17 protein-coding genes are annotated in these 19,657 nt (G+C 66.0%); 8 read left to right on the top strand and 9 right to left on the bottom strand.

Annotated elements, in window-relative coordinates; translation table 11 throughout:
- Nucleotides 1-85 precede the first annotated feature (85 nt).
- Nucleotides 86-751, top strand: a complete 666-nt coding sequence (locus tag BRSPCE3_RS08595) for a class I SAM-dependent methyltransferase (protein ID WP_244065362.1) — start codon at nucleotides 86-88, stop codon at nucleotides 749-751.
- Between the two features lie 19 nt (nucleotides 752-770).
- Here BRSPCE3_RS08595 and BRSPCE3_RS08590 read toward each other — a convergent pair whose 3' ends face one another.
- Both BRSPCE3_RS08590 and secG read right to left on the bottom strand, forming a co-directional pair.
- Entirely contained in the window at nucleotides 771-2,402 is a 1,632-nt protein-coding gene (locus BRSPCE3_RS08590) for a CTP synthase (RefSeq protein WP_244065361.1), read from the bottom strand.
- Between the two features lie 167 nt (nucleotides 2,403-2,569).
- A complete protein-coding gene (secG, locus tag BRSPCE3_RS08585) occupies nucleotides 2,570-2,959 on the bottom strand; it encodes a preprotein translocase subunit SecG (protein ID WP_244065360.1) in 390 nt (129 codons plus the stop codon).
- A 203-nt stretch (nucleotides 2,960-3,162) separates the two neighbouring features.
- Between secG and BRSPCE3_RS08580 the strand changes: the two genes are divergently transcribed.
- A complete protein-coding gene (locus BRSPCE3_RS08580) occupies nucleotides 3,163-3,729 on the top strand; it encodes an XRE family transcriptional regulator (protein WP_244065828.1) in 567 nt (188 codons plus the stop codon).
- Between the two features lie 3 nt (nucleotides 3,730-3,732).
- On the top strand, nucleotides 3,733-4,266 hold the full coding sequence (locus BRSPCE3_RS08575) for a GNAT family N-acetyltransferase (protein ID WP_244065359.1): 534 nt from the start codon (nucleotides 3,733-3,735) through the stop codon (nucleotides 4,264-4,266).
- A 167-nt stretch (nucleotides 4,267-4,433) separates the two neighbouring features.
- Here the strand turns inward: BRSPCE3_RS08575 and tpiA are convergent, their stop codons facing one another.
- Nucleotides 4,434-5,186 (bottom strand): triose-phosphate isomerase, encoded by a 753-nt coding sequence (gene tpiA / locus BRSPCE3_RS08570; protein WP_244065358.1) that lies wholly within the window; start codon nucleotides 5,184-5,186, stop codon nucleotides 4,434-4,436.
- Between the two features lie 240 nt (nucleotides 5,187-5,426).
- Between tpiA and BRSPCE3_RS08565 the strand changes: the two genes are divergently transcribed.
- The 5 genes from BRSPCE3_RS08565 (at nucleotide 5,427) to BRSPCE3_RS08545 (ending at nucleotide 12,645) form a co-directional block, all read left to right on the top strand.
- The gene (locus BRSPCE3_RS08565) at nucleotides 5,427-7,328 is read left to right on the top strand and encodes a peptidylprolyl isomerase (protein WP_244065357.1); all 1,902 of its coding nucleotides are present in this window, start codon (nucleotides 5,427-5,429) and stop codon (nucleotides 7,326-7,328) included.
- A gap of 70 nt (nucleotides 7,329-7,398) precedes the next feature.
- Nucleotides 7,399-8,412 carry an anthranilate phosphoribosyltransferase gene (trpD, locus tag BRSPCE3_RS08560; RefSeq protein WP_244065356.1) on the top strand — a complete coding sequence of 338 codons (1,014 nt, stop codon included), beginning with the start codon at nucleotides 7,399-7,401 and terminating at the stop codon, nucleotides 8,410-8,412.
- Between the two features lie 10 nt (nucleotides 8,413-8,422).
- Complete coding sequence (trpC, locus tag BRSPCE3_RS08555; protein ID WP_244065355.1) at nucleotides 8,423-9,244, top strand: indole-3-glycerol phosphate synthase TrpC; 822 nt, start codon at nucleotides 8,423-8,425, stop codon at nucleotides 9,242-9,244.
- A 4-nt stretch (nucleotides 9,245-9,248) separates the two neighbouring features.
- Nucleotides 9,249-9,755 (top strand): cyclic pyranopterin monophosphate synthase MoaC, encoded by a 507-nt coding sequence (gene moaC / locus BRSPCE3_RS08550; RefSeq protein WP_244065354.1) that lies wholly within the window; start codon nucleotides 9,249-9,251, stop codon nucleotides 9,753-9,755.
- A 157-nt stretch (nucleotides 9,756-9,912) separates the two neighbouring features.
- On the top strand, nucleotides 9,913-12,645 hold the full coding sequence (locus BRSPCE3_RS08545) for an EAL domain-containing protein (RefSeq protein ID WP_244065352.1): 2,733 nt from the start codon (nucleotides 9,913-9,915) through the stop codon (nucleotides 12,643-12,645).
- A 260-nt stretch (nucleotides 12,646-12,905) separates the two neighbouring features.
- On the opposite strand, the gene BRSPCE3_RS08540 is transcribed toward BRSPCE3_RS08545, so the two are convergent.
- The 6 genes from BRSPCE3_RS08540 to BRSPCE3_RS08515 all read right to left on the bottom strand — a co-directional run bounded on the left by BRSPCE3_RS08540 (nucleotide 12,906) and on the right by BRSPCE3_RS08515 (nucleotide 19,548).
- Nucleotides 12,906-14,264, bottom strand: coding sequence for a S41 family peptidase (locus BRSPCE3_RS08540; protein WP_244065351.1), 1,359 nt, complete (start codon nucleotides 14,262-14,264; stop codon nucleotides 12,906-12,908).
- 208 nt (nucleotides 14,265-14,472) lie between these two features.
- On the bottom strand, nucleotides 14,473-15,660 hold the full coding sequence (locus tag BRSPCE3_RS08535) for an NADH:flavin oxidoreductase/NADH oxidase (protein ID WP_244065350.1): 1,188 nt from the start codon (nucleotides 15,658-15,660) through the stop codon (nucleotides 14,473-14,475).
- A 134-nt stretch (nucleotides 15,661-15,794) separates the two neighbouring features.
- Nucleotides 15,795-15,968: a hypothetical protein gene (locus tag BRSPCE3_RS08530; RefSeq protein ID WP_244065349.1), complete on the bottom strand. Its 174-nt coding sequence runs from the start codon at nucleotides 15,966-15,968 to the stop codon at nucleotides 15,795-15,797.
- Between the two features lie 414 nt (nucleotides 15,969-16,382).
- Nucleotides 16,383-17,426, bottom strand: a complete 1,044-nt coding sequence (locus BRSPCE3_RS08525; RefSeq protein WP_244065348.1) for an ABC transporter substrate-binding protein — start codon at nucleotides 17,424-17,426, stop codon at nucleotides 16,383-16,385.
- Nucleotides 17,427-17,593: 167 nt separating this feature from the next.
- Nucleotides 17,594-18,505, bottom strand: a complete 912-nt coding sequence (locus BRSPCE3_RS08520) for an amino acid ABC transporter substrate-binding protein (protein ID WP_244065347.1) — start codon at nucleotides 18,503-18,505, stop codon at nucleotides 17,594-17,596.
- A 107-nt stretch (nucleotides 18,506-18,612) separates the two neighbouring features.
- Entirely contained in the window at nucleotides 18,613-19,548 is a 936-nt protein-coding gene (locus BRSPCE3_RS08515) for a DUF3280 domain-containing protein (protein ID WP_244065346.1), read from the bottom strand.
- Nucleotides 19,549-19,657 lie beyond the last annotated feature (109 nt).

Raw genomic sequence — 19,657 nt, 5'->3', positions numbered from 1 at the left:
ATGTTCTCGCAATGCAGCTCCCGCAAACAAGGCGTGACGCTTCGCAATCGAGTCGAAGCGCGACGACACCTTGTTGGGAAGCCCAATGTCACACGATCTCCTGTCTTTCTTCACGGCGTGGATGGCCGCCCCCGGCCGCGTCGGCGCCATCGCGCCGTCGGGTGCTGCGCTCGCCGAATTGATCACGCGCGACATCACCGCCGACACCGGCCCGGTGCTGGAGCTCGGCCCGGGCACCGGCGCCTTCACCTATCAGCTGTTGAAGCGCGGCGTGCGCCAGCAGGATCTCACGCTGATCGAATACGGCTCGGATTTCATGCGGCTGCTGCAGCTGCGCTTTCCCGGCGCGCGCGTGCTGTGGATGGACGCCGCGCGGCTGGCCGCGGAACGGCTCTATGACGGCGCGCCGGTCGGCGCCGTGGTCAGCGGACTGCCGCTGCTCAACATGTCGCCGCGCAAGGTGATCTCGATCCTCAGTGGCGCGTTCAGCTATCTGCGTCCGGGCGGTGCGTTCTATCAATTCACCTACGGCATGCGCTGCCCGGTGCCGCGGCCGATCCTCGATCGGCTCGGCCTGCGCGCCACGCTGGTCGATCGCGCCATCCTCAACGTGCCGCCGGCCGCGGTCTACCGGCTGACGCGGCGCCCGCAATACAGGTTGATGACGCGCGACGTCGCGCCGACGGCGGGTGCAGATGTCTTACCGATCAAGAAAGGACGCCGGGCCAGCGAAGACTGCGCCGCCGTGTGACGGCGCAGCTGATCGCAGCCTAAACCAGCCGGCTCTGCTTCGCTGCCGCCTCGATGAACGACGCAAACAGGGGGTGTGGCTCAAACGGCCGCGACTTCAGTTCGGGATGGAACTGGACGCCGATGAACCAGGGATGGTCCTCGTATTCGACGATCTCCGGCAGCACGCCATCGGGCGACATGCCGGAGAAGCGCAGGCCGTGTTGCTCGAGGCGGTCCTTGTAGGCGGTATTGACCTCGTAGCGGTGGCGATGCCGCTCGGAGATCTCGGTCGCGCCGCCATAGACCTGCGAGACGCGGCTGCCGCGGTTCAGCGCGGCGGGATAGGCCCCGAGCCGCATGGTGCCGCCGAGATCGCCGCTCTGCGAGCGCTTCTCGAGTTCATTGCCGCGCAGCCATTCGGTCATCAGGCCGACCAACGGCTCCTTGGTCGGGCCGAACTCGGTCGAGTTGGCCTCCTCGATGCCGACCAGATTGCGCGCCGCCTCGATCACGGCCATCTGCATGCCGAAGCAGATGCCGAAATACGGCACGTCGCGCTCGCGGGCGAACTGCGCCGCGCGGATCTTGCCCTCGGCGCCGCGCTGGCCGAAGCCGCCGGGCACCAGGATGCCGTTGACGTGCTCGAGGAACGGCGCCGGGTCCTCGTTCTCGAACACCTCGCTCTCGATCCAGTCGAGATTGACCTTCACCTTGTTGGCGATGCCGCCATGGGAGAGCGCCTCGATCAGCGACTTGTAGGCGTCCTTCATGCCGGTGTACTTGCCGACGATCGCGATCGTCACGGCGCCTTCCGGATTGCGGACGCGCTCGTTGATCACGTTCCAGCTCTGCAGCGCCGGCGGAATCTTCGCGGTGATGCCGAACGCGGCCAGCACCTCGTCGTCGAGGCCGGCGGCGTGATAGGCCTCCGGCACGGCATAGATGTTGTCGACGTCACGCGCCTCGATCACGGCGCTCTCGCGCACGTTGCAGAACAGGCCGAGCTTGCGCCGCTCTTCCTTGGGGATCTCGCGGTCGGTGCGGCACAGCAGGATGTCGGGCTGGATGCCGATCGAGCGCAGCTCCTTCACCGAATGCTGCGTCGGCTTGGTCTTGAGTTCGCCGGCACTTGGAATGTACGGCAGAAGCGTCAGGTGAATGTAGACGGCGTGATCGCGCGGCAGCTCGTTCTTGAGCTGGCGGATCGCCTCGAAGAACGGCAGGCCCTCGATGTCGCCGACCGTGCCGCCGATCTCGACCAGCACGAAATCGTAGTCGTCGTTGCCCGACAGCACGAATTCCTTGATCGCGTTGGTGACGTGCGGGACCACCTGGATGGTGGCGCCGAGATAATCGCCGCGGCGCTCCTTGGTGATGATGTCCTGGTAGATGCGCCCGGTCGTGATGTTGTCGGCCTTGGTGGCCGGACGACCGGTGAAGCGCTCGTAATGGCCGAGATCGAGATCGGTCTCGGCGCCGTCGTCGGTCACGAACACTTCGCCGTGCTGATACGGCGACATCGTTCCGGGATCGAGGTTGAGATAGGGATCGAGCTTGCGAAGGCGGACTTTGTAGCCCCGGGCCTGCAGCAAAGCGCCGAGCGCCGCTGATGCCAGACCTTTTCCGAGCGAGGAGACCACGCCGCCGGTGATGAAGATGTACCGCGCCATGGGACTTTACCTTTAAGCCGCTTCCTGCGATTCGCAAAACGAATCGGCTGTTCCCGGCAAACAATTCACCGGGCTGTGGGTTACGTTAAATTGAGAGCGATTTCAGAGCATTAATGGGGGCTTTGGATGCAGGATGCCAGCCGGGCATCCTGCATGGCCACCCTGCTTTATTGCGACCGTGGCGCCTGCGGGCCGGATGGAGCCTGCTGGCCCTGCTGTTCGTCGGCCTTCTTCAGCGAATCGAGGATGCCGCCCGAGGTCGGCGCGGTCAGCGGCGTGCCGCCGGCGGGCTGGGTCTGCGCCGGTGCGCCGGTGCCGATGATCGAGCTCGGCTTGCGGTCGTAGCCCGCGTACCAGGACAGGAACAGGCTGGTCAGGAAGAAGCCGACCGCGAGGATCGCGGTGGTCCGCGTCAGCAGGTTGGCGGTGCCGCGGCTCGACATGAAGCCGGCGCCGCCGCCCATGCCGAGGCCGCCGCCTTCGGATTTCTGCAGCAGCACGCAGCCGATCATGACGGCGACGATCATGAGATGAACAATGATAACGACAGTCTGCATCGCAAGCCTTCCGTCACAAGCCGCCAAGCGGCCAGACAAACGGCGCTATCGGCTTTGCGGGTTTCGTGAAGTCGCGCCCTGTTACACGATTGCACCGGGCATTGTCACCCCCGAGATAGTCGCATCGGCCGACATCACAAGCAGTCCCGATTGCCCGCGCCCAAGCCTTGATCGGAACCGGAAAATTCCATTATATTGGACAGATGGATATTTTAGTAGACGACCTGACCCGGCGCCTGGCGCAACGGATTCGGCTGGAACGCGACCAGCGCGGCTGGTCACTCGCAGACCTCGCCAAGCAGGCCGACGTCTCGAAGGCCACCATCAGCAAGATCGAACGCGCCGAGGTCAGCCCCACCGCGGCGGTGCTGGTGCGCCTTGCCAGCGCCTTCGATCTGACCTTTGCCGGGCTGATGCTGCGCGTCGAGGGTTCGAACGAGCGGCTCGCGCGTGCCGGCAAGCAGCCAATCTGGCGCGATCCCGAAACCGGATATCTGCGCCGCCAGGTGTTCAGCAGCCCGGTGCACCCGGTCGAGCTGGTGCGGGTCGAGCTGCCGCCGAAGCAATCGGTGACCCTGCCCGCCTCCTCCTACGCCCATATCCGCCAGCTGGTCTGGGTCCTGAGCGGCAGCCTCACAATCACCGAAGGCGGTGCACGCCATGAGCTCGCAAGCGGCGATTGCCTCGGCTTCGGCCCGCCGGCGGAAACGACCTTCGCCAACGAAACCAACGCCGCCTGCACCTACGTCGTCGCGCTGGCCCGGAGCTGATCCATGCTGCCCTTCGCCATCAAGCCCATCGAGGATGCGCCGGAGATTCGAAGCGCACTCGCCGCGCTGTTGATCGAGACCGTCACCAGCGGCGGCTCGGTGAGCTTCATGCATCCGCTGTCGCCGGAGGATGCCGACGCATTCTGGCAGGACTCGCTTGCCGCCGCCGCGCGCGGCGAGCGCATCGTGCTCGGTGCGTTCGACCGCAACCGCCTGATCAGCACCGTGACGCTGCAGCTCAAGCTGCCGCCGAACCAGCCGCATCGTGCTGAGATCGCCAAGATGATGACGCACCTCGCCGACCGCGGCCGCGGCGCCGCGGCCGCCTTGCTGCGGGCCGCCGAGCGGCTGGCGATCGCGCATGGACGCACGCTGCTGGTGCTCGACACCGCCGAAGAGGACGGTGCCGCGCCGCTTTATGAAAAGCAGGGATATCAGTTCAGCGGCATCATCCCGGACTACGCGCTGAAGCCGCATGGCGGCCTCACCGGGACGATGATCTACTGGAAGCGGATCGGGGCTGCGGCGGCCACCTGAAGCAGCAGCAACCCGTCATCCTGAGGTGCGAGCGCCGCGAGCCTCGAAGGATGAATCGGCCACTGGCCGGGCCATCGCCCCTTCGAGACGCGCGCGATGCGCGCTCCTCCAGCGACAAAGGCAAAGCCTTTGCGCGGGGGTGACGGAGAGAGAGATCGCGTACCGGCCTAACAGCCCGCCGCGATCGCGAGAAAATCCGCCGCCTTCAGGCTGGCGCCGCCGACCAGTGCGCCGTTGACGTTGGCGACCGCCATCAGTTCGGCCGCGTTCGACGGCTTCACCGAGCCACCGTAGAGAATCCTGATCCGGTTTCCCTCGCCCTTGAAGCGATCGGTGAGCTGACCCCGGATAAACCGATGAACTTCCTCGACATCCCCCGCGGTCGGGGTCAGGCCGGTGCCGATCGCCCAGACCGGCTCATAGGCCACCACCAGATTGGCCGCGGTCGAGCCGTCGGGCAGCGAGCCCGCAAGCTGGGTGCCGCAGACGTCGAGCGTCTTGCCGGCGTCGCGCTGCTCGCGCGTCTCGCCGATGCAGACGATCGCGGTCAGCCCGGCGCGCCAGACCGCCTCTGCCTTTTGCCGAATCAATGCGTCGGTCTCGCCATGGTCGGCGCGCCGTTCGGAGTGACCGACGATGATGGCGACCGCGCCCAGGTCCTTGAACATCTCCGCCGAGAGATCGCCGGTGTGGGCGCCCGAGGCCTTCGGATGGCAATCCTGAGCGCCGACGGCGACCTTCGAGCCGCGCGCCTTGTCGGCGAACGCCCCGACCAATGTCGCGGGCGGACAAACCAGGAGATCGGCCTTGGCGGCGACATCGCCGGCGCCGGCCAGCATCGCGTCGAATTCGGCAAAGGAGGATTTCAGGCCGTTCATTTTCCAGTTGCCGGCGATCAGCGGCCGGATGGCGTCGGTCATGTCGGATGTCCCATCGTTCAAGCGTCGTCATGCGCTACCAGAGCCGGGCGGCGACTTCCAGAGCACGGCTTCGCGCGCACCGTGCGACGCTTCCGCCCGCGCGGCCAAGGTTGCGGGGGGGCTTCGGTCACTTTATGATGGGTTTTCAACTCGGTGACGCCCTGCTGCGGACAAAAGTCTCGACTTTTAGCTCCCACTTGGGCACGACCCGGTTCCCCACCTGCAAAACAAGTTGGACCCATGCTTCGAGGAATGCGGAAAGCCTCATCAAACTGGCTCGGCAAGACGATTATGGCCGTTGTGATGGGCGTTTTGATCGTCAGTTTCGGAATTTGGGGCATTGCCGACATCTTCAAGGGATTCGGCCAGTCGACCTTCGCCAAGGTCGGCGGAACCGAGATTTCGGCCGAGCAGTTCCGCCAGATCTATACCGACCGCCTGCAGCAGCTCGGCCGCCAGTTCGGCCGGCCGCTGACGCCTGACCAGGCACGCGCCTTCGGGATTGACCGCCAGGTGCTGCAGCAGACGCTCGCGGAAGCCGCGCTCGACGAGGAAGCGCGCCGTATGGGCCTCAACCAGTCCGACGCCGAGGTGCTGCGCTCGATCTACAACGATCCGAATTTCAAGGGCCTCAACAACCAGTTCGATCCGCAGCGCTTCCAGGCCGTGATCCGCAACTATGGCTATACCGAAGGCCGCTATATCGCCGAGCAACGCCGCGTCGGCCTCAGGCGCCAGATCGCCGGCACCGTGTCGTCCGGGATCGAGCCGCCCAAATCGATGGTCGAGGCGCTGACCCGTTTCCAGAACGAGCAGCGCTCGATCGACTACGTCACGCTCGGCGCCGCGCAGGCCGGCACCATCGATCCGCCCTCGCCCGAGGCGCTCGCCGCCTATTTCGAGGACCACAAGGTCCAGTTCCGCGCGCCCGAATACCGCAAGATCTCCTTCGTCGCGATCACGCCCGAGGAAATCGGCAAGTGGGAAACGGTGTCGGACGAAGAAGCCAAGAAGATATTCGAGGAGCGCAAGGACCGGCTCAGCACGCCGGAGAAGCGCGAAGTCTCGCAGATCGTGTTTCCGGATGCCGGCGAGGCCCAGGCCGCCCGCGCCCGCATCACGTCGGGTACCTCGTTCGACGACATCGCCAAGGAGCGCAACCTCAATCTGGCCGACGTCAATCTCGGCATGGTTGCAAAATCCGCGATCCTCGATCCGGCCGTCGGCGACGCCGCCTTTGCGCTCCCCGCAGGCGAAGTCAGCCAGCCGGTCCAGGGCCGCTTCGGCGTCGCGCTGGTCAAGGTCGGCAAGATCGAGCCGGGCGTGACACCGAGCTACGAGAGCCTTGCACCGCAGGTGAAGAAAGAGATCGCCTCCGAGCGCGCCCGCACCAAGGTCGCCGAGCTGCGCGACAAGATGGAAGACGAGCGCGGCGGCGGCTCCAGCGTGATCGACGCGGCGCAGAAGCTGAAACTGACCGCCGTCACGATCGACGCGATCGATCGCTCCGGGCGGCTGCCGAACGGCCAGGTCGCGTCAAACATCCCGCGCGGGCTCGACGTGGTGTCGCAGGCCTTCAACAGCGACGTCGGCGTCGACAACGACCCGATCCAGTTCAACAACGGCTATGTCTGGTACGACGTAACAGGCATCACGCCGTCGCGCGAGCGCACCCTTGACGAGGTCCGCGACCAGGTCGAGGCCAAATGGCGCGAGGACCAGGTCGCGGCCAAGCTGCGCGCCAAGGCAACCGAGATCGTCCAGAAGCTCGACAGCGGCGCCAAGCTCGCCGACGAGGCGGCGGCCGCGGGCGTCAAGGTCGAGACCGCGGCGAACTTCCGCCGCGAGGCCACGCTGCCCAACGTGCCGGCCGGCGTGATCGCGGCCGCGTTCCGCACCGCCAAGGACGGCGACGGTCAGACCTCCGCTGCCGGCGGCAGCCAGTGGGTGGTGTTCCGCGTCACCGACGTGACAGTGCCTCCGGTCGACTTCGCCTCCAACGAGGTCAAGCAGCTCACCGAGGCGCTGCGGCGCTCGCTGAGCGACGAGCAGGTCGCGCAATATGTCAGCAAGATCGAGTCCGACATCGGCGTGACCATCAACCAGGCAGCCTTCGCACAGGTGACAGGCGCGAATAATTGAGCATGATCGGGACAGCGCGACGACGCGCTGTGCGGCGATCAAGCTCCAACAACTGACCCTGAGCCAGCGAATGGACGATCTGAAATCGATCATCGGAAAAGTCGCCACCGGCGCCACGCTGACGCGCGAGGAAGCGGCGTCCGCCTTCGACAGCATGATGTCGGGCGACGCCACGCCCTCGCAGATGGGCGGCCTGTTGATGGCGCTGCGGGTGCGCGGCGAGACCGTCGAGGAGATCACCGGCGCGGTCAGCACGATGCGCGGCAAGATGCTGCCGGTCAGGGCGCCGGCGGAGGCCGTCGACATCGTCGGCACCGGCGGCGACGGCTCCGGCTCGGTCAACGTCTCGACCTGCGCGGCCTTCATCGTGGCAGGCGCCGGCGTGCCCGTGGCCAAGCATGGCAACCGCGCGCTGTCGTCGCGTTCGGGCTCGGCCGACGTGCTGGCTTCGCTCGGGGTCAAGATCGACCTGACGCCCGAACAGGTCGGGCGCTGCGTCAAGGAAGCCGGCATCGGCTTCATGTTCGCGCCCGCGCATCATCCGGCGATGAAGAATGTCGGCCCGACCCGGGTCGAGCTCGCCACCCGCACCATCTTCAACCTGCTCGGGCCGCTGTCGAACCCGGCCGGCGTCAAGCGGCAGATGGTCGGGGTGTTCTCGCGGCAATGGGTGCAGCCGCTGGCGCAGGTGCTGAAGAACCTCGGCTCGGACAAGGTCTGGGTCGTGCACGGCTCCGACGGCCTTGACGAGATCACCCTTACCGGCCCGACCTTCGTTGCCCGGCTCGAGAATGGCGAGATCACGACATCGGAGGTGACACCGGAGGACGCCGGCCTCGGCCGCGTCGGCGGCGAGGCGCTGAAGGGTGGCGATGCCGATGCCAATGCGGTCGCGCTGTCGAACGTGCTGCAGGGCAAGCCGAGCGCCTATCGCGACGTCGCGCTGATCAACGCCGCCGCGGCGCTGATCGTGGCCGGCCGGGCCAAGGACCTCAAAGAGGGCGTGGCGATCGGAGCGCAGTCGCTCGACAGCGGTGCTGCCGCTGCGCGGCTGAAGCATCTGGTCGCGGTTTCAAACGGTTGAGAATCTAGCGATGTCCGACATCCTGACCAAGATCGAGGCCTACAAGCGCGAGGAGATCGCCGCCGCAAAGCGTGCGCGGCCGCTCGCCGAGGTCGAGGCTCAGGCGAAATCGGCCGCAGCTCCGCGCGGCTTCGTCCGCGCGCTCAAGGACAAGCACGCGCGCGGCGACTACGCGCTGATCGCGGAAGTGAAGAAGGCCTCGCCCTCGAAGGGGCTGATCCGTGCCGACTTCGATCCGCCCGCCCTCGCAAAGGCCTATGAGGCCGGCGGCGCGGCGTGCCTGTCGGTGCTGACCGACGCGCCCTCGTTCCAGGGCCATCTCGACTTCATGGTCGCGGCCCGCGCCGCGACCAACCTGCCGGTGCTGCGCAAGGATTTCATGTTCGACACCTATCAGGTGGCGGAGGCGCGCGCCCATGGCGCCGACTGCATCCTGATCATCATGGCCGCGCTCGACGATGCGGCGGCAAGCGAGATCGAGAACGCAGCCCTCGGTTATGGCATGGACGTGCTGATCGAGATCCACGACCGCGCCGAACTCGATCGAGCCTTGAAGCTGCGATCGCCGATGATCGGCGTCAACAACCGCAATCTGCGCACCTTCGAGACCACGCTCGCGACCAGCGAGATGCTTGCGCCGCTGATCCCGCGTGATCGTCTGATGGTCGGCGAAAGCGGCATCTTCACGCCTGCGGATCTCGCCCGGCTCGAGCGCGTCGGGATGTCGACCTTCCTGGTCGGCGAGAGCCTGATGCGCCAGCAGGACGTGACCGCGGCCACCCGCGCGTTGCTGACACGATCGGCCGCACCGCGCGCCACCGGCACGCGCTGACGCGATGGCGCGGAAGAGCAAGGCCGGCGCCGGCACCACCCTCACCCATATCGACGCCAAGGGCGACGCGCGCATGGTCGACGTCTCGGCCAAGCCCGCGACCGAGCGCACCGCGGTCGCCGAAGGCCGCGTGCTGATGAGCGATGCGACTCTGGCGCTGATCGAAACCGGCCAGGCCAAGAAGGGCGACGTGCTGGCGACGGCGCGGATCGCCGGCATCATGGCCGCGAAGCGGACCTCGGACTTGATCCCGCTCTGCCATCCGCTGGCGCTGACCAAGGTCACGATCGACATCGCAACCGACCGCAAGCTGCCCGGCTGCATCGTGCGCGCCAGCGTCAAGGTGACCGGCCCGACCGGCGTCGAGATGGAGGCGCTGACCGCAGTCTCGGTCGCCTGCCTGACGATCTACGACATGGTCAAGGCGGTCGACCGCGGCATCCGGATCGAAGGCATCCATCTTGTCGAGAAGATCGGGGGCAAGTCCGGGCACTATCGCGCCGGCGCGTGATCCGACCAATGCGCAGGATGCCTTTTCGCGCAAGTGCGCAACGTTTCGTTAACCAATCTCGCTAACCGCTGCTCCATTTCGTTTGGATACGACTTTCGCGGGCCGGAGGTGCATGAAAGCTACTTCCGGGTGAAACGCGGGGATCCGATTGCGCCAGATGAATCCAAACGGCAGCGCCTCATTCAATATCGCCTCGGTGATCGGCAGCGGTCCGATCCGCTGGCTGATCCTTGGCGGCGCCGTGCTGATGGCAGCGATCGCGATCGGCGCGACCCTGATGGCCGAGAATTTCCGCGAGCGCGCCCTGCACAACAGCGAGCGCGAGCTCGAGAACACCGTATTGCTGCTGGCGCGGCATTTCGACCAGCAGCTCGACGATCTCGAGGTCGTCCAGCGCGACCTGATCGCGTTCATGCGCGACAACGGGATCGCGACGCAGGAGAACTACAAGCGCCGGATGTCGGCCGCCGACATCCATGCGATGCTCAAGTCCAAGATGGACGCGCTGTCCAATGTCGGCAGCCTCAACGTGTTCGACGCGGAGGGCGTGCTGATCAACAGCTCGGGCGCCTGGCCGCTGCCGCAGGTCAACATCGCCGACCGCACCTACTTCCAGATCTTCAAATCGAGCCCCTACTCGCCCGACATGCTGGTCGCGCCGGTGGTCAGCCGCGTCAACGGCGGCTGGACCACCGTCATCGTCCGCAAGGTCACCGGTCCGCACGGCGAATTCCTCGGCGTGGTCGGCCGCGGCATCGAGCCGGCGACCTTCGAGAGGTTCTTCTCCACCGTTGCGCTCGGCGAAGGTGCTGCGATCTCGATGCACCATCGCGACGGCACGCTGCTGGCGCGCTATCCCCATGTCGAGGAGCTGATCGGGAAGAACTTTCGCAGCGGCCCGGCCAACCAGCAGCAGGTCTTCGAGCTGCCGCAGAGCACCACGCGGCTCGCCAGCCCGGTCGACGGCAAGGACCGCCTGCTGTCGTCGCGGGCGCTGACCAAATACCCGATCGTGGTCGTCGCGACGACCACCAGGGAAGCGGCGCTCGCCAGCTGGCGCGAGCAGATCGCCATCCTGATCGTGGTGACCGCCCTGTCCGTGCTGGCGATCGCGATCCTGCTGACGCTCGTGGTGCGCAAGCTGGTGCAGCACCATCGCGCCCAGCAGCAGCGCCTGACGCTGGAGAAGCTCAGGCTCGATACCGCCGTCAACAACATGACGCAGGGGCTGTTGCTGTTCGATGCCGGGCAGCGCCTGGTGATCTGCAACAAGCGCTATATCGAGATGTACGGATTGTCCGCCGACGTCATCCGGCCCGGCTGCAGCTTCCGCGACGTCATCGTGCATCGCCACCTGACCGGCTCGTTCCAGGGCGACGTCGAACGCTACGTCAACCTCGTGCTGCGCGACGTCGGCACCCGCAACACCATGGTGATCACGACGCCCGACGGGCGCTCGATCCAGGTCGTCAATGAGCCCTTGGCCGATGGCGGCTGGCTCGCCACCCACGAGGACGTCACCGAGCGCCGCCGCGCCGAGGAGCGCATCACGCATCTCGCCCACTACGATGCGCTCACCGACCTGCCGAACCGCGCGCTGTTCCACGAGGAGATCAAGCGCGAGCTGGCGCATGTCGCACCGGACAGCCAGCTCGCGGTGCTCTATATCGACATCGACGAATTCAAGGGCATCAACGACTCGCTCGGCCACATGGTCGGCGACGAACTGCTCAAGTCGGTCGCGCGGACGCTGAGCGGCGTGATCGGCGACGGCGATTTCGTCGCCCGGCTCGGCGGCGACGAATTCGCGATCGTGCAGACCGGCGTGAAGAGCGAGATCGAGGTCACCGACCTCGTGGCGCGCATCTACGAGGTGATCCGCACACCCTATCAATGCCTCGGCCACCAGGTCACGACCGATGCCAGCATCGGCGTTGCGCTGGCGCCGAAGGACGGCACCGATCTCGACCAGATCATGAAGAACGCCGACCTTGCGATGTATGCGGCGAAGTCGGCCGGCCGGCGCGTCTCGCGCTTCTTCGAGCCGGCGATGGATGCCGACGCCCGCGCCCGCCGCGAGCTCGAGATGGAGCTGCGGCAGACGATCTCGGCCGGCAGCGGACTCGAAGTTCATTACCAGCCGTGCGTCGACCTGCGCAGCAACGCGATCACCGGCTGCGAGGCGCTGGTGCGCTGGCGCCATCCGGTGCGCGGCATGATCTCGCCGGCCGAGTTCGTGCCGATCGCCGAGGAGACCGGCCTGATCAACCAGCTCGGCGAATGGGTGCTGATGACGGCGTGCAAGGAGGCCGTGAACTGGCCCGACCATGTCAGGCTCGCGGTCAACGTCTCGCCGATCCAGTTCCGCAGCGGCACGCTGGCGCTCAAGGTGATCGCGGCGCTCGCGGCGTCGGGCCTGTCAGCGAGCCGGCTGGAGCTCGAGATCACCGAGGCGGTGCTGATCCGCGACGACGAGACGGCGCTGGCCGCGCTGCATCAGCTGCGCGCCATCGGCATCCGGATCGCGCTCGACGATTTCGGCACCGGTTACTCGTCGCTGAGCTATCTGAAGCGCTTCCCGTTCGACAAGATCAAGATCGACCGCTGCTTCGTCACCGACATCGCCGATCCGCAAGGCTCGGCCGGCATCGTCGAGGCCGTCGTCAACATCGCGGCCGAGCGCAGCATGACCACCACGGCGGAAGGCGTCGAGACCGCGCAGCAGCAGCAATTGCTGCGCGAGCTCGGCTGTTCGGAAATGCAGGGCTATCTGTTCAGCCCGCCCAAACCCGCGGCCCAGATCCGCGAGCTGCTGGCCGGGCACCGCCACGGCCCCGCCGCGGGCACGGCCGCCACGCGCCGGCGCAAGCCGGTCGTCGGCGCGGCATAGGGCTTCTCGGGCGTGAGGCTTCTCGGGGACCGGAGCCCGAGGGGCGCAATTGCACGATTTCGGAATATTAGAATAATGCCCTGAAATTGCCCGACGTGTCAATGGCCTGGTTGAGCGCAAGCCACCACCGGCTACTGTGCATGGGGTTGTTTTCGATATTTTGGCAGTTCCGTAGCCCGGATGGAGCGAAGCGCAATCCGGGGACCCTGCTAATGCGCAGACGGTTCCCGGATTTCGCTTCGTCCGGGCTACAGGTGGCTCTAGTTCGGCACCGGGCGCTTCTGGGCTGCCTTGGTGTCGGCGTTCTTGGCGTCGGCGTTGACGGTAACGCCGCGCAGCTGGTTGAACGCCGCGGCCAGCGCCTTGTCGTTCTTCTCGTCCGGCGGGACGTAGGACTGCGAGCCGGTCTGCTCGGCGCCCTCGGCCGCCAGATGGCCGCGCATCTTGGCCTCGCTGATGATCTCTGAGCGGGTCTTGAACTCGTCCGGCACGTCCTGCAGCACTTCGATGTCGGGCTTGATGCCGAGCGCCTGGATCGAGTGGCCCGACGGAGTGAAATAGCGCGCCGTGGTCAGCGCCAGCGCACCATTGCCGGTGCCGAGCGGAATGATGGTCTGCACCGACCCCTTGCCGAACGAGCGGGTGCCGATCAGGGTCGCGCGCTTGTGGTCGTGCAGCGCACCGGCGACGATCTCGGAGGCGGATGCGGAGCCGCCGTTGATCAGGACGACGAGCGGCTTGCCCTTGGTCATGTCGCCGCCATGGGCGGTGAAGCGCTGGGTCTCTTCCGGGTTGCGGCCGCGGGTCGAGACCACCTCGCCCCGCTGCATCAGGGTCGAGGTCACGGACACCGCCTGGTCGAGCAGGCCGCCCGGATTGTTGCGGAGGTCGACGACGTAGCCGTCGAGCTTGTCCTGCGGAACCTGCTTCTGGATCTCCGCGATCGCCTTGCGCAGGCCCTCGGTGGTCTGCTCGTTGAATGAGGTGATCCTGATGTAGCCGATGTCGCCGCCCTCGACGTGGTACTTCACGGGGCGGACGCGGATGACCTCGCGGGTGATCGAGAGCTCGATCGGCTTGTCGGCGTCCTTGCGGATGATCTTCAGCCGGATCGAGCTGTTGGGCGCGCCCTTCATCTTGTTGACGGCCTGGTCGAGCGTCATGCCCTGGATCTGGTCATCGTCGATCGTGGTGATGACGTCGCCCGACATGATGCCGGCGCGCGAGGCCGGCGTGTCGTCGATCGGCGCCACCACCTTGACGAAGCCGTCCTCCATCGTGACCTCGATGCCGAGCCCGCCGAACTCGCCATGCGTGGTCTCCTGCATCTCCGCCCAGCCCTTCTCGTTCATGTAGCGGGAGTGCGGATCGAGCGAGGAGATCATGCCGTTGATCGCCCCTTCGACGAGCTTGGAGTCGTCGGGCTTCTCGACGTAGTCGCTCTTGACCTTCTCGAACACCTCACCGAACAGGTTGAGCTGCGAATAGGTGTTGCTGTTGTCGGAATGCGCGGCGGCGTTGGCGACGGCGAACAGATGCGCGCCCTGCGGCGAGGCCACGAGCAGGGTGAGACACGCGCCCGCGACCGTCCCGAGGAAGAAGCCAACATGTTTGCGCATTATCCGTGATCCCTTCGCTATCGGCCGGCAACGTTTCGCAACATTCGGCCCCACCCCGACGCGGGGCACCACACAACGGCTTTTTGGTCGGATCAAGGCCGCCGCGTCACCGGACCATTACGGTCCTGTCACGATACCCTGTCCAGCCCCGGATCAGCCTTCCAGATCGGCCTCTCGGCCTTCCAGATCGGGCTTCCAAGCCAGCCTTTCAAGTCAGCTCCCGGTCGGCCTCTGGACCAGCTTCCCGCAACCCGTTCTGCCAGGTCGACGGCTGGGTCCCGAAGCCGCGCTTGGCCCGCGTGCCCAGCCAATAGCCAAACTGCGGAGGAACATTGCGAAATGGCCCTTCAACCCCGAGTTTTAGCGCGGCATCCATCGGCCAGTTCGGGTTATTGAGGATTTCCCGGCCGACCGCGATCAAATCTGCTTGTTTATCACGCAGGATCTGTTCGGCCTGGTCACCATGGATGATCAGGCCGACCGCCATGGTCATGATATCGGCATGGGAGCGGACATATTCCGCCAGCGGCACCTGATAGTTGTATTTGATCTCCTTGCCGAGGATCGGCGCCATCTCGCTGATTCCGCCCGACGAGCAGTCGATCACGTCGACGCCCTTGGCCTTCAGGATCGTCGCCAGCCGGGCGCTCTGCTCCGGGCCCCAGCCGGCATTGTCCTCGACCGACAGCCGCACGAACAGCGGCTTGTGGTCCGGCCAGTGCGCACGCACGGCTTCGGTCACCTCGATCAGGAACCGCATCCGGTTCGATTCCGAGCCGCCATACGCGTCGCTGCGCTGGTTCGAACGCCCGGAGAGGAATTCGTGCACGAGATAGCCATGGGCGCCGTGCAGCTCCAGCACATCGAACCCGGCCGCGTGCGCGCGCCGTGCCGCCTGCCCCCAGGCTGCGACGAGGTCCTGCACCTCATGGGTTTCCAGCGCGCGCGGCACCGGCCAGCGTTCGCTATGGGCGACCGCGCTCGGCGCCACCGGCGTCCAGGCGTCCCAATCCTCGATCTCGGGCGTGCGCTCCAGCGGACGGTCGCCCTCCCACGGCCGGCTCGCGCGCGCCTTACGACCGGAATGGCCGAGCTGGATGCCGGCCACCGCATTCTGCTGCTTGATGAAGCCCGCGAGGCGGCCGAGCGGCGCGATGAACTTGTCGTCCCAGATGCCGAGATCGCCGATCGTGCCGCAGCCGCGGCGCTCGACCTTGGTCGATTCGACGATCACGAGACCGGCGCCGCCGGCGGCGAACTTGCCTGCATTCATCAGATGCCAGTCGGTCGGAAAGCCCTTCTCGGCGGAATATTGGTGCATCGGCGGCACCACGATGCGGTTCTTCAGCGTGACGCCGCGGATGGTCATCGGCGAAAACAGCAGTCTGTCGGACATGGCTTCCTCACATGAGGTCGTTACCCCGGTGCACGGGCCGATCTTGGTTTTGCCGGCGACGATATACGCGGCACGCGATCGTCGATAGAGGCGCGCGACGCCGAGCCGATATCGCGCGACGAACCGTTGCGATCCTATTGAGCGGGCTTCCGGCTGGCCGACAGGTCGGTCGGGCAGTTGACCCCGCATGCGATCGCTTTCTTCTGGTCGGCGACACGCCATACCAGCAGCGCCACCAGGACAATGATGGTGACGGTGAGCTTGGCCAATGCGTCGTGATTCAATGTCAGCTCCGAAACAATCGGCATCAACGAAGGCAATCAGCCGCAACAACAATGTAACGCCAGCGCCGTTCGAGGCCGGCGCCGGGCCGTCGACCACGCCGCGTTCGATTCGAGCCGGTCGACATCATCATGGTACGGCCTTGGCCCCGTCTGCAAGCTTGCCCGTCTGCATGGCTGCATGGCAGAGCCGGCCACGGCACTGCCGGAACTTTGCCGCCCGTGTGCCGTTCGGTGATTGTCCCCTGATCATTGCCCCAGAGGCACACAACACCTCCTGCGGCCCCAGCCGTCACGCTGGGGCCGTAAAACATTGAAGCTGCGGGCGGACTGGCGTTGTCGGCCGGAGCGCGGCGATCTCCGGGAAATGGACGCGCCGATCGCGCGGTTCCCGCCCGCTCGTCACCCTAGCCCATATGGACTACGTCCTCGCGGCGACGGTCAACTGCGCGCAAGCTTTGCTGCGCCCGCGGCGATCGCGTCGTTGAAGCTCGTGTCCCAGAATTTTCCAACCTCGGCACGCGCATCGAGCACGCCGAGCTTGAGGAAGGTATCGGCGACCTTCTGGTGGGTCTCCGGCACGTCGGGGCTGACGCCGGCGAGCGAGAAATCGTCGCTGCGGCGGGCGAACTGATCGAGAATGTCCTGCAGCGGCAGATGGGTTTCCGCCACCTGTGCCGCCGCGTAGAGCGCAAAATTCCTGTTGGCGAACGCATAGGCGCGCTGGATCCGCAGCAACAGATCGCTCACCGCGGCGTGGCGCAGCGGATCGTCGACCACCTTCGGATTGGCGTAGATCGGGAAATTGCCCGAGAGATAGCCGACGCCGGTCTTGAGCAAGCGCGCGCCCTGCCTGGCGATGGCGAGCTGGCCGTTATAGCCGTAGATCGCCCATGCATCGAGCTTGCCGGAGGCGAACGCCGAATAACCGTCCGACGGCGTCAGATTGATCGCCTCGATATCGCCGAATGCAATGCCGGCCTCCTCGAGCTGCTTGGCGAGGAAGTAATGCGCGGTGGTCGCGCGCACATAGCCGACGCGCTTGCCCTTGAGGTCGGCAATCGAATGGATCGGCGCATCCTTCGCCGCGACCGTGACCTGGATATTGAGATCCTCATGGGTGACCGCGATGAAGCGCACCTTGGCGTTCTGCCGCGCGGCGAACATCGCGGGAATCTCGCTGCCCGAACCGATATCGAGCGCATCGCCGTTCAAGGCCTCGATGTGGAGCACGCCGTTGTTGAGCTCCTTCCATTCGATCCGGTACGGCGTCTTGTCCTCGCCCGCCGCCTGCAACAGCTGACGCCAGCCGCCCTTGTAATAGGCGACGCGCAGCGTGACGCCGCCGAGATCGGGCGCCGCGCCTGCCCCGCCCTCTGCGTGCGCACGGCTTGCGATCAGACTTCCGGCAAGCGCACCGAGCGCAGAACGTCGAGAGAGGGAGAATGGCGTGGTCACCGGCTTGAGCTCCTGATCAGCAGTCACAACTGCTGCAAGCTTAGGAGAAACGCCGCCGATGTATATGAGACGCTATTTCGTTTTTCGCCGCGCGCGCGAAAAGCCGTTCCAAGGATTGGCTGCCTGGCGCGATGATCCGTTTTCCCGCGGTCCGAATGATGGATATCGCTTCGCTCTGCCCATCCTGCTCCGGACTACTTCGTAACCTCGTACACATCGGGATCGAAGCTCGCGCTCGGATGGGCGAATGCATTCTTCAGCGCCGGCGACATCGCCACGTTATAGTTGATGCCGTTCGGCGGCGTCGGCTGCTGCAGCCACTTCCCGTACATCACCTCGATCTCCGGGCTCTGGTAGAGCTCCGCCGTGGCGCGGTCGGCCAGCGCCTTGAACGGCGCGTCCTCCCGGCGCAGCATGACGCCGAACGGCTCCGCCTTCGAGAAGGCCTCTTCGCTGATCATGTAGAGCGCAGGCTGCTTCGATCGCGCGATCGCAACGGCCAGCTGCACGTCATCGAGCGCATAGGCCTGGGCACGATCGGTCTCCAGCATCAAAAACGCCTCGGCCTGGTCCTTGGCCGGCAGCACGTTGATGCCGAGCTTGCGTTCGGTGTTGACCTTGATGAGCTGGGTCAGGTTCACCGAGCCAGCCACTGCGGTGACCGACTTGCCCTTGAGGTCGTCGATCGTGTTGATGCCCGCGGATTTCTTGGCGGCAAAGCGCGTCGCGCTGAGGAAATGCGAGTTGGTGAAAGTCACCTGCTTCTGGCGCTCGGCGCTGTTGGTGGTGGCCGAGCAATGCAGGTCGATCGTGCCGTTGACCATCAAGGGAATGCGGTTCGACGAGGTCACCGGGAGATAGTCGACCGCGATGTCGGGCATGCCGAGCTGCTTCTTCACCGCGTCGACGATCTTCAGGCAGATGTCGAGCGCGAAGCCAATCGGCCGCGCATTGTCGTCGAGATAGCTGAAGGGAACCGAGGCCTCTTGAAAGCCGAGCGTGACCTTCTTCGTCTCCTTGATCTTCTGCAGCGTGCCCGACAGCTCCTCGGCCGCCGCGGGGCTTGCGGCGAGCGTGAGGGCGAAGAGAATGGCGGGCAAACGCATCGGCGGCTCCTGTGCGGCGATCAGGCGGCGTTGATAGCGCACGGATCAGAGCACGGCCAGATGACGCCGTGTCTAGCAGCTATCGCAGTTTGCGATGGTCCGTCGACCTACCGCTGCGTCTCGCCCTCGAGCAGGCGGTCGCCGACCAGATGGACCGCGCCGCGGGTCCAGGAATAATCGGCGCCCATCCGCAGGCCGCTGTCGCCGCGCGAGACGACCGTGCCGCTGCGGGCGTCGCGCACCTGGAAGCCGACCGTGTATTCGGTCCGGCTGACCCGCCTGATCACGCCAATCAGCGATTGATCAGCGCCGAGCTGCTGCGCAATCGTAGCCTCGCAACCGTCGCAGTCGCGCAGCGCCCGCGCCTTGACCGGCTCCGCGCTCGCGCCGCCGGTATCGACCAGGCGGTAGCGGCCGGACTGCGCAATGCGATCGCGCACGCCCTTCGTGACGTCGGCGAGAGTGACTGCATCGGAGCCGGCGACGCCTGACGACGGTGCCGCGGAGGTATCCTCGAGCTCGAATTCGAACACCGCAAGCCGGATCGGCGCCGGGGCAGCGGTCTGTTCCGGCGGCAGCACGGTCGCAAGAGCGCCGCGTACCTCGCGCGACACGAACATCGCCGCGTGGTCCCACGCCTCATCCGTATCGCCACGAAACGTGTAAAGCTTCTCGTACAGCACCTGGCTCGCGGCGGCGTCGATCACCGCCACCTTGGCCCACTGGATCAGCGTGCTCATCTTCTGCACGCCGCCGATCACCTTGATCCGGGCCTCGCCCGCGGGCGCCGCCGATGGGACCAGCCGATAGCGCGGCTCCGCGGCAACATCGGCGCGCAGCTTCTGCATCAACGCATCCAGCCGCTTCTGATGCGCGACGGTCTGATCGACGACCTCGCCCGAGGTGTCGAGATAGCTGAAATCATCGATGCTGACGCCGAGTGGGGCCGTTGCCGCGGCGCCGGTCCCGGCGCGCAGCGGACCAATTCCGGCCAGCAGGCCGATCAGGGCAACGGAGAGCAGGACGAGACGGGACTGGCGCATGATCTAGGCCTTTCAGCGGTTGGGAGCGGATGATCGCAACCTAGGCCGACGGGCCTCCGTGCCGCAGCTGCGTGCCTCCCGGCCGGTGCCGGGAAAATTTCACGACGGC

This window comes from Bradyrhizobium sp. Ce-3 (genome assembly GCF_022835695.1).
In the GTDB taxonomy this organism is placed as follows: Bacteria; Pseudomonadota; Alphaproteobacteria; order Rhizobiales; family Xanthobacteraceae; genus Bradyrhizobium.
This window is presented reverse-complemented; position numbering and strand designations above follow the sequence as displayed.

Bases quoted from the DNA above. Each gene is read 5' to 3' on its own strand.
- BRSPCE3_RS08540 (WP_244065351.1), bottom strand. From the start codon at position 14,264: ATGCGCAAACATGTTGGCTTCTTCCTCGGGACGGTCGCGGGCGCGTGT.
- BRSPCE3_RS08595 (WP_244065362.1), top strand. From the start codon at position 86: ATGTCACACGATCTCCTGTCTTTCTTCACGGCGTGGATGGCCGCCCCC.
- BRSPCE3_RS08530 (WP_244065349.1), bottom strand. From the start codon at position 15,968: ATGCCGATTGTTTCGGAGCTGACATTGAATCACGACGCATTGGCCAAG.
- tpiA (WP_244065358.1), bottom strand. From the start codon at position 5,186: ATGACCGACGCCATCCGGCCGCTGATCGCCGGCAACTGGAAAATGAAC.
- BRSPCE3_RS08565 (WP_244065357.1), top strand. From the start codon at position 5,427: ATGCTTCGAGGAATGCGGAAAGCCTCATCAAACTGGCTCGGCAAGACG.
- BRSPCE3_RS08575 (WP_244065359.1), top strand. From the start codon at position 3,733: ATGCTGCCCTTCGCCATCAAGCCCATCGAGGATGCGCCGGAGATTCGA.
- BRSPCE3_RS08580 (WP_244065828.1), top strand. From the start codon at position 3,163: ATGGATATTTTAGTAGACGACCTGACCCGGCGCCTGGCGCAACGGATT.
- secG (WP_244065360.1), bottom strand. From the start codon at position 2,959: ATGCAGACTGTCGTTATCATTGTTCATCTCATGATCGTCGCCGTCATG.
- moaC (WP_244065354.1), top strand. From the start codon at position 9,249: ATGGCGCGGAAGAGCAAGGCCGGCGCCGGCACCACCCTCACCCATATC.
- trpC (WP_244065355.1), top strand. From the start codon at position 8,423: ATGTCCGACATCCTGACCAAGATCGAGGCCTACAAGCGCGAGGAGATC.
- BRSPCE3_RS08545 (WP_244065352.1), top strand. From the start codon at position 9,913: ATGAATCCAAACGGCAGCGCCTCATTCAATATCGCCTCGGTGATCGGC.
- BRSPCE3_RS08535 (WP_244065350.1), bottom strand. From the start codon at position 15,660: ATGTCCGACAGACTGCTGTTTTCGCCGATGACCATCCGCGGCGTCACG.
- trpD (WP_244065356.1), top strand. From the start codon at position 7,399: ATGGACGATCTGAAATCGATCATCGGAAAAGTCGCCACCGGCGCCACG.
- BRSPCE3_RS08590 (WP_244065361.1), bottom strand. From the start codon at position 2,402: ATGGCGCGGTACATCTTCATCACCGGCGGCGTGGTCTCCTCGCTCGGA.
- BRSPCE3_RS08520 (WP_244065347.1), bottom strand. From the start codon at position 18,505: ATGCGTTTGCCCGCCATTCTCTTCGCCCTCACGCTCGCCGCAAGCCCC.
- BRSPCE3_RS08515 (WP_244065346.1), bottom strand. From the start codon at position 19,548: ATGCGCCAGTCCCGTCTCGTCCTGCTCTCCGTTGCCCTGATCGGCCTG.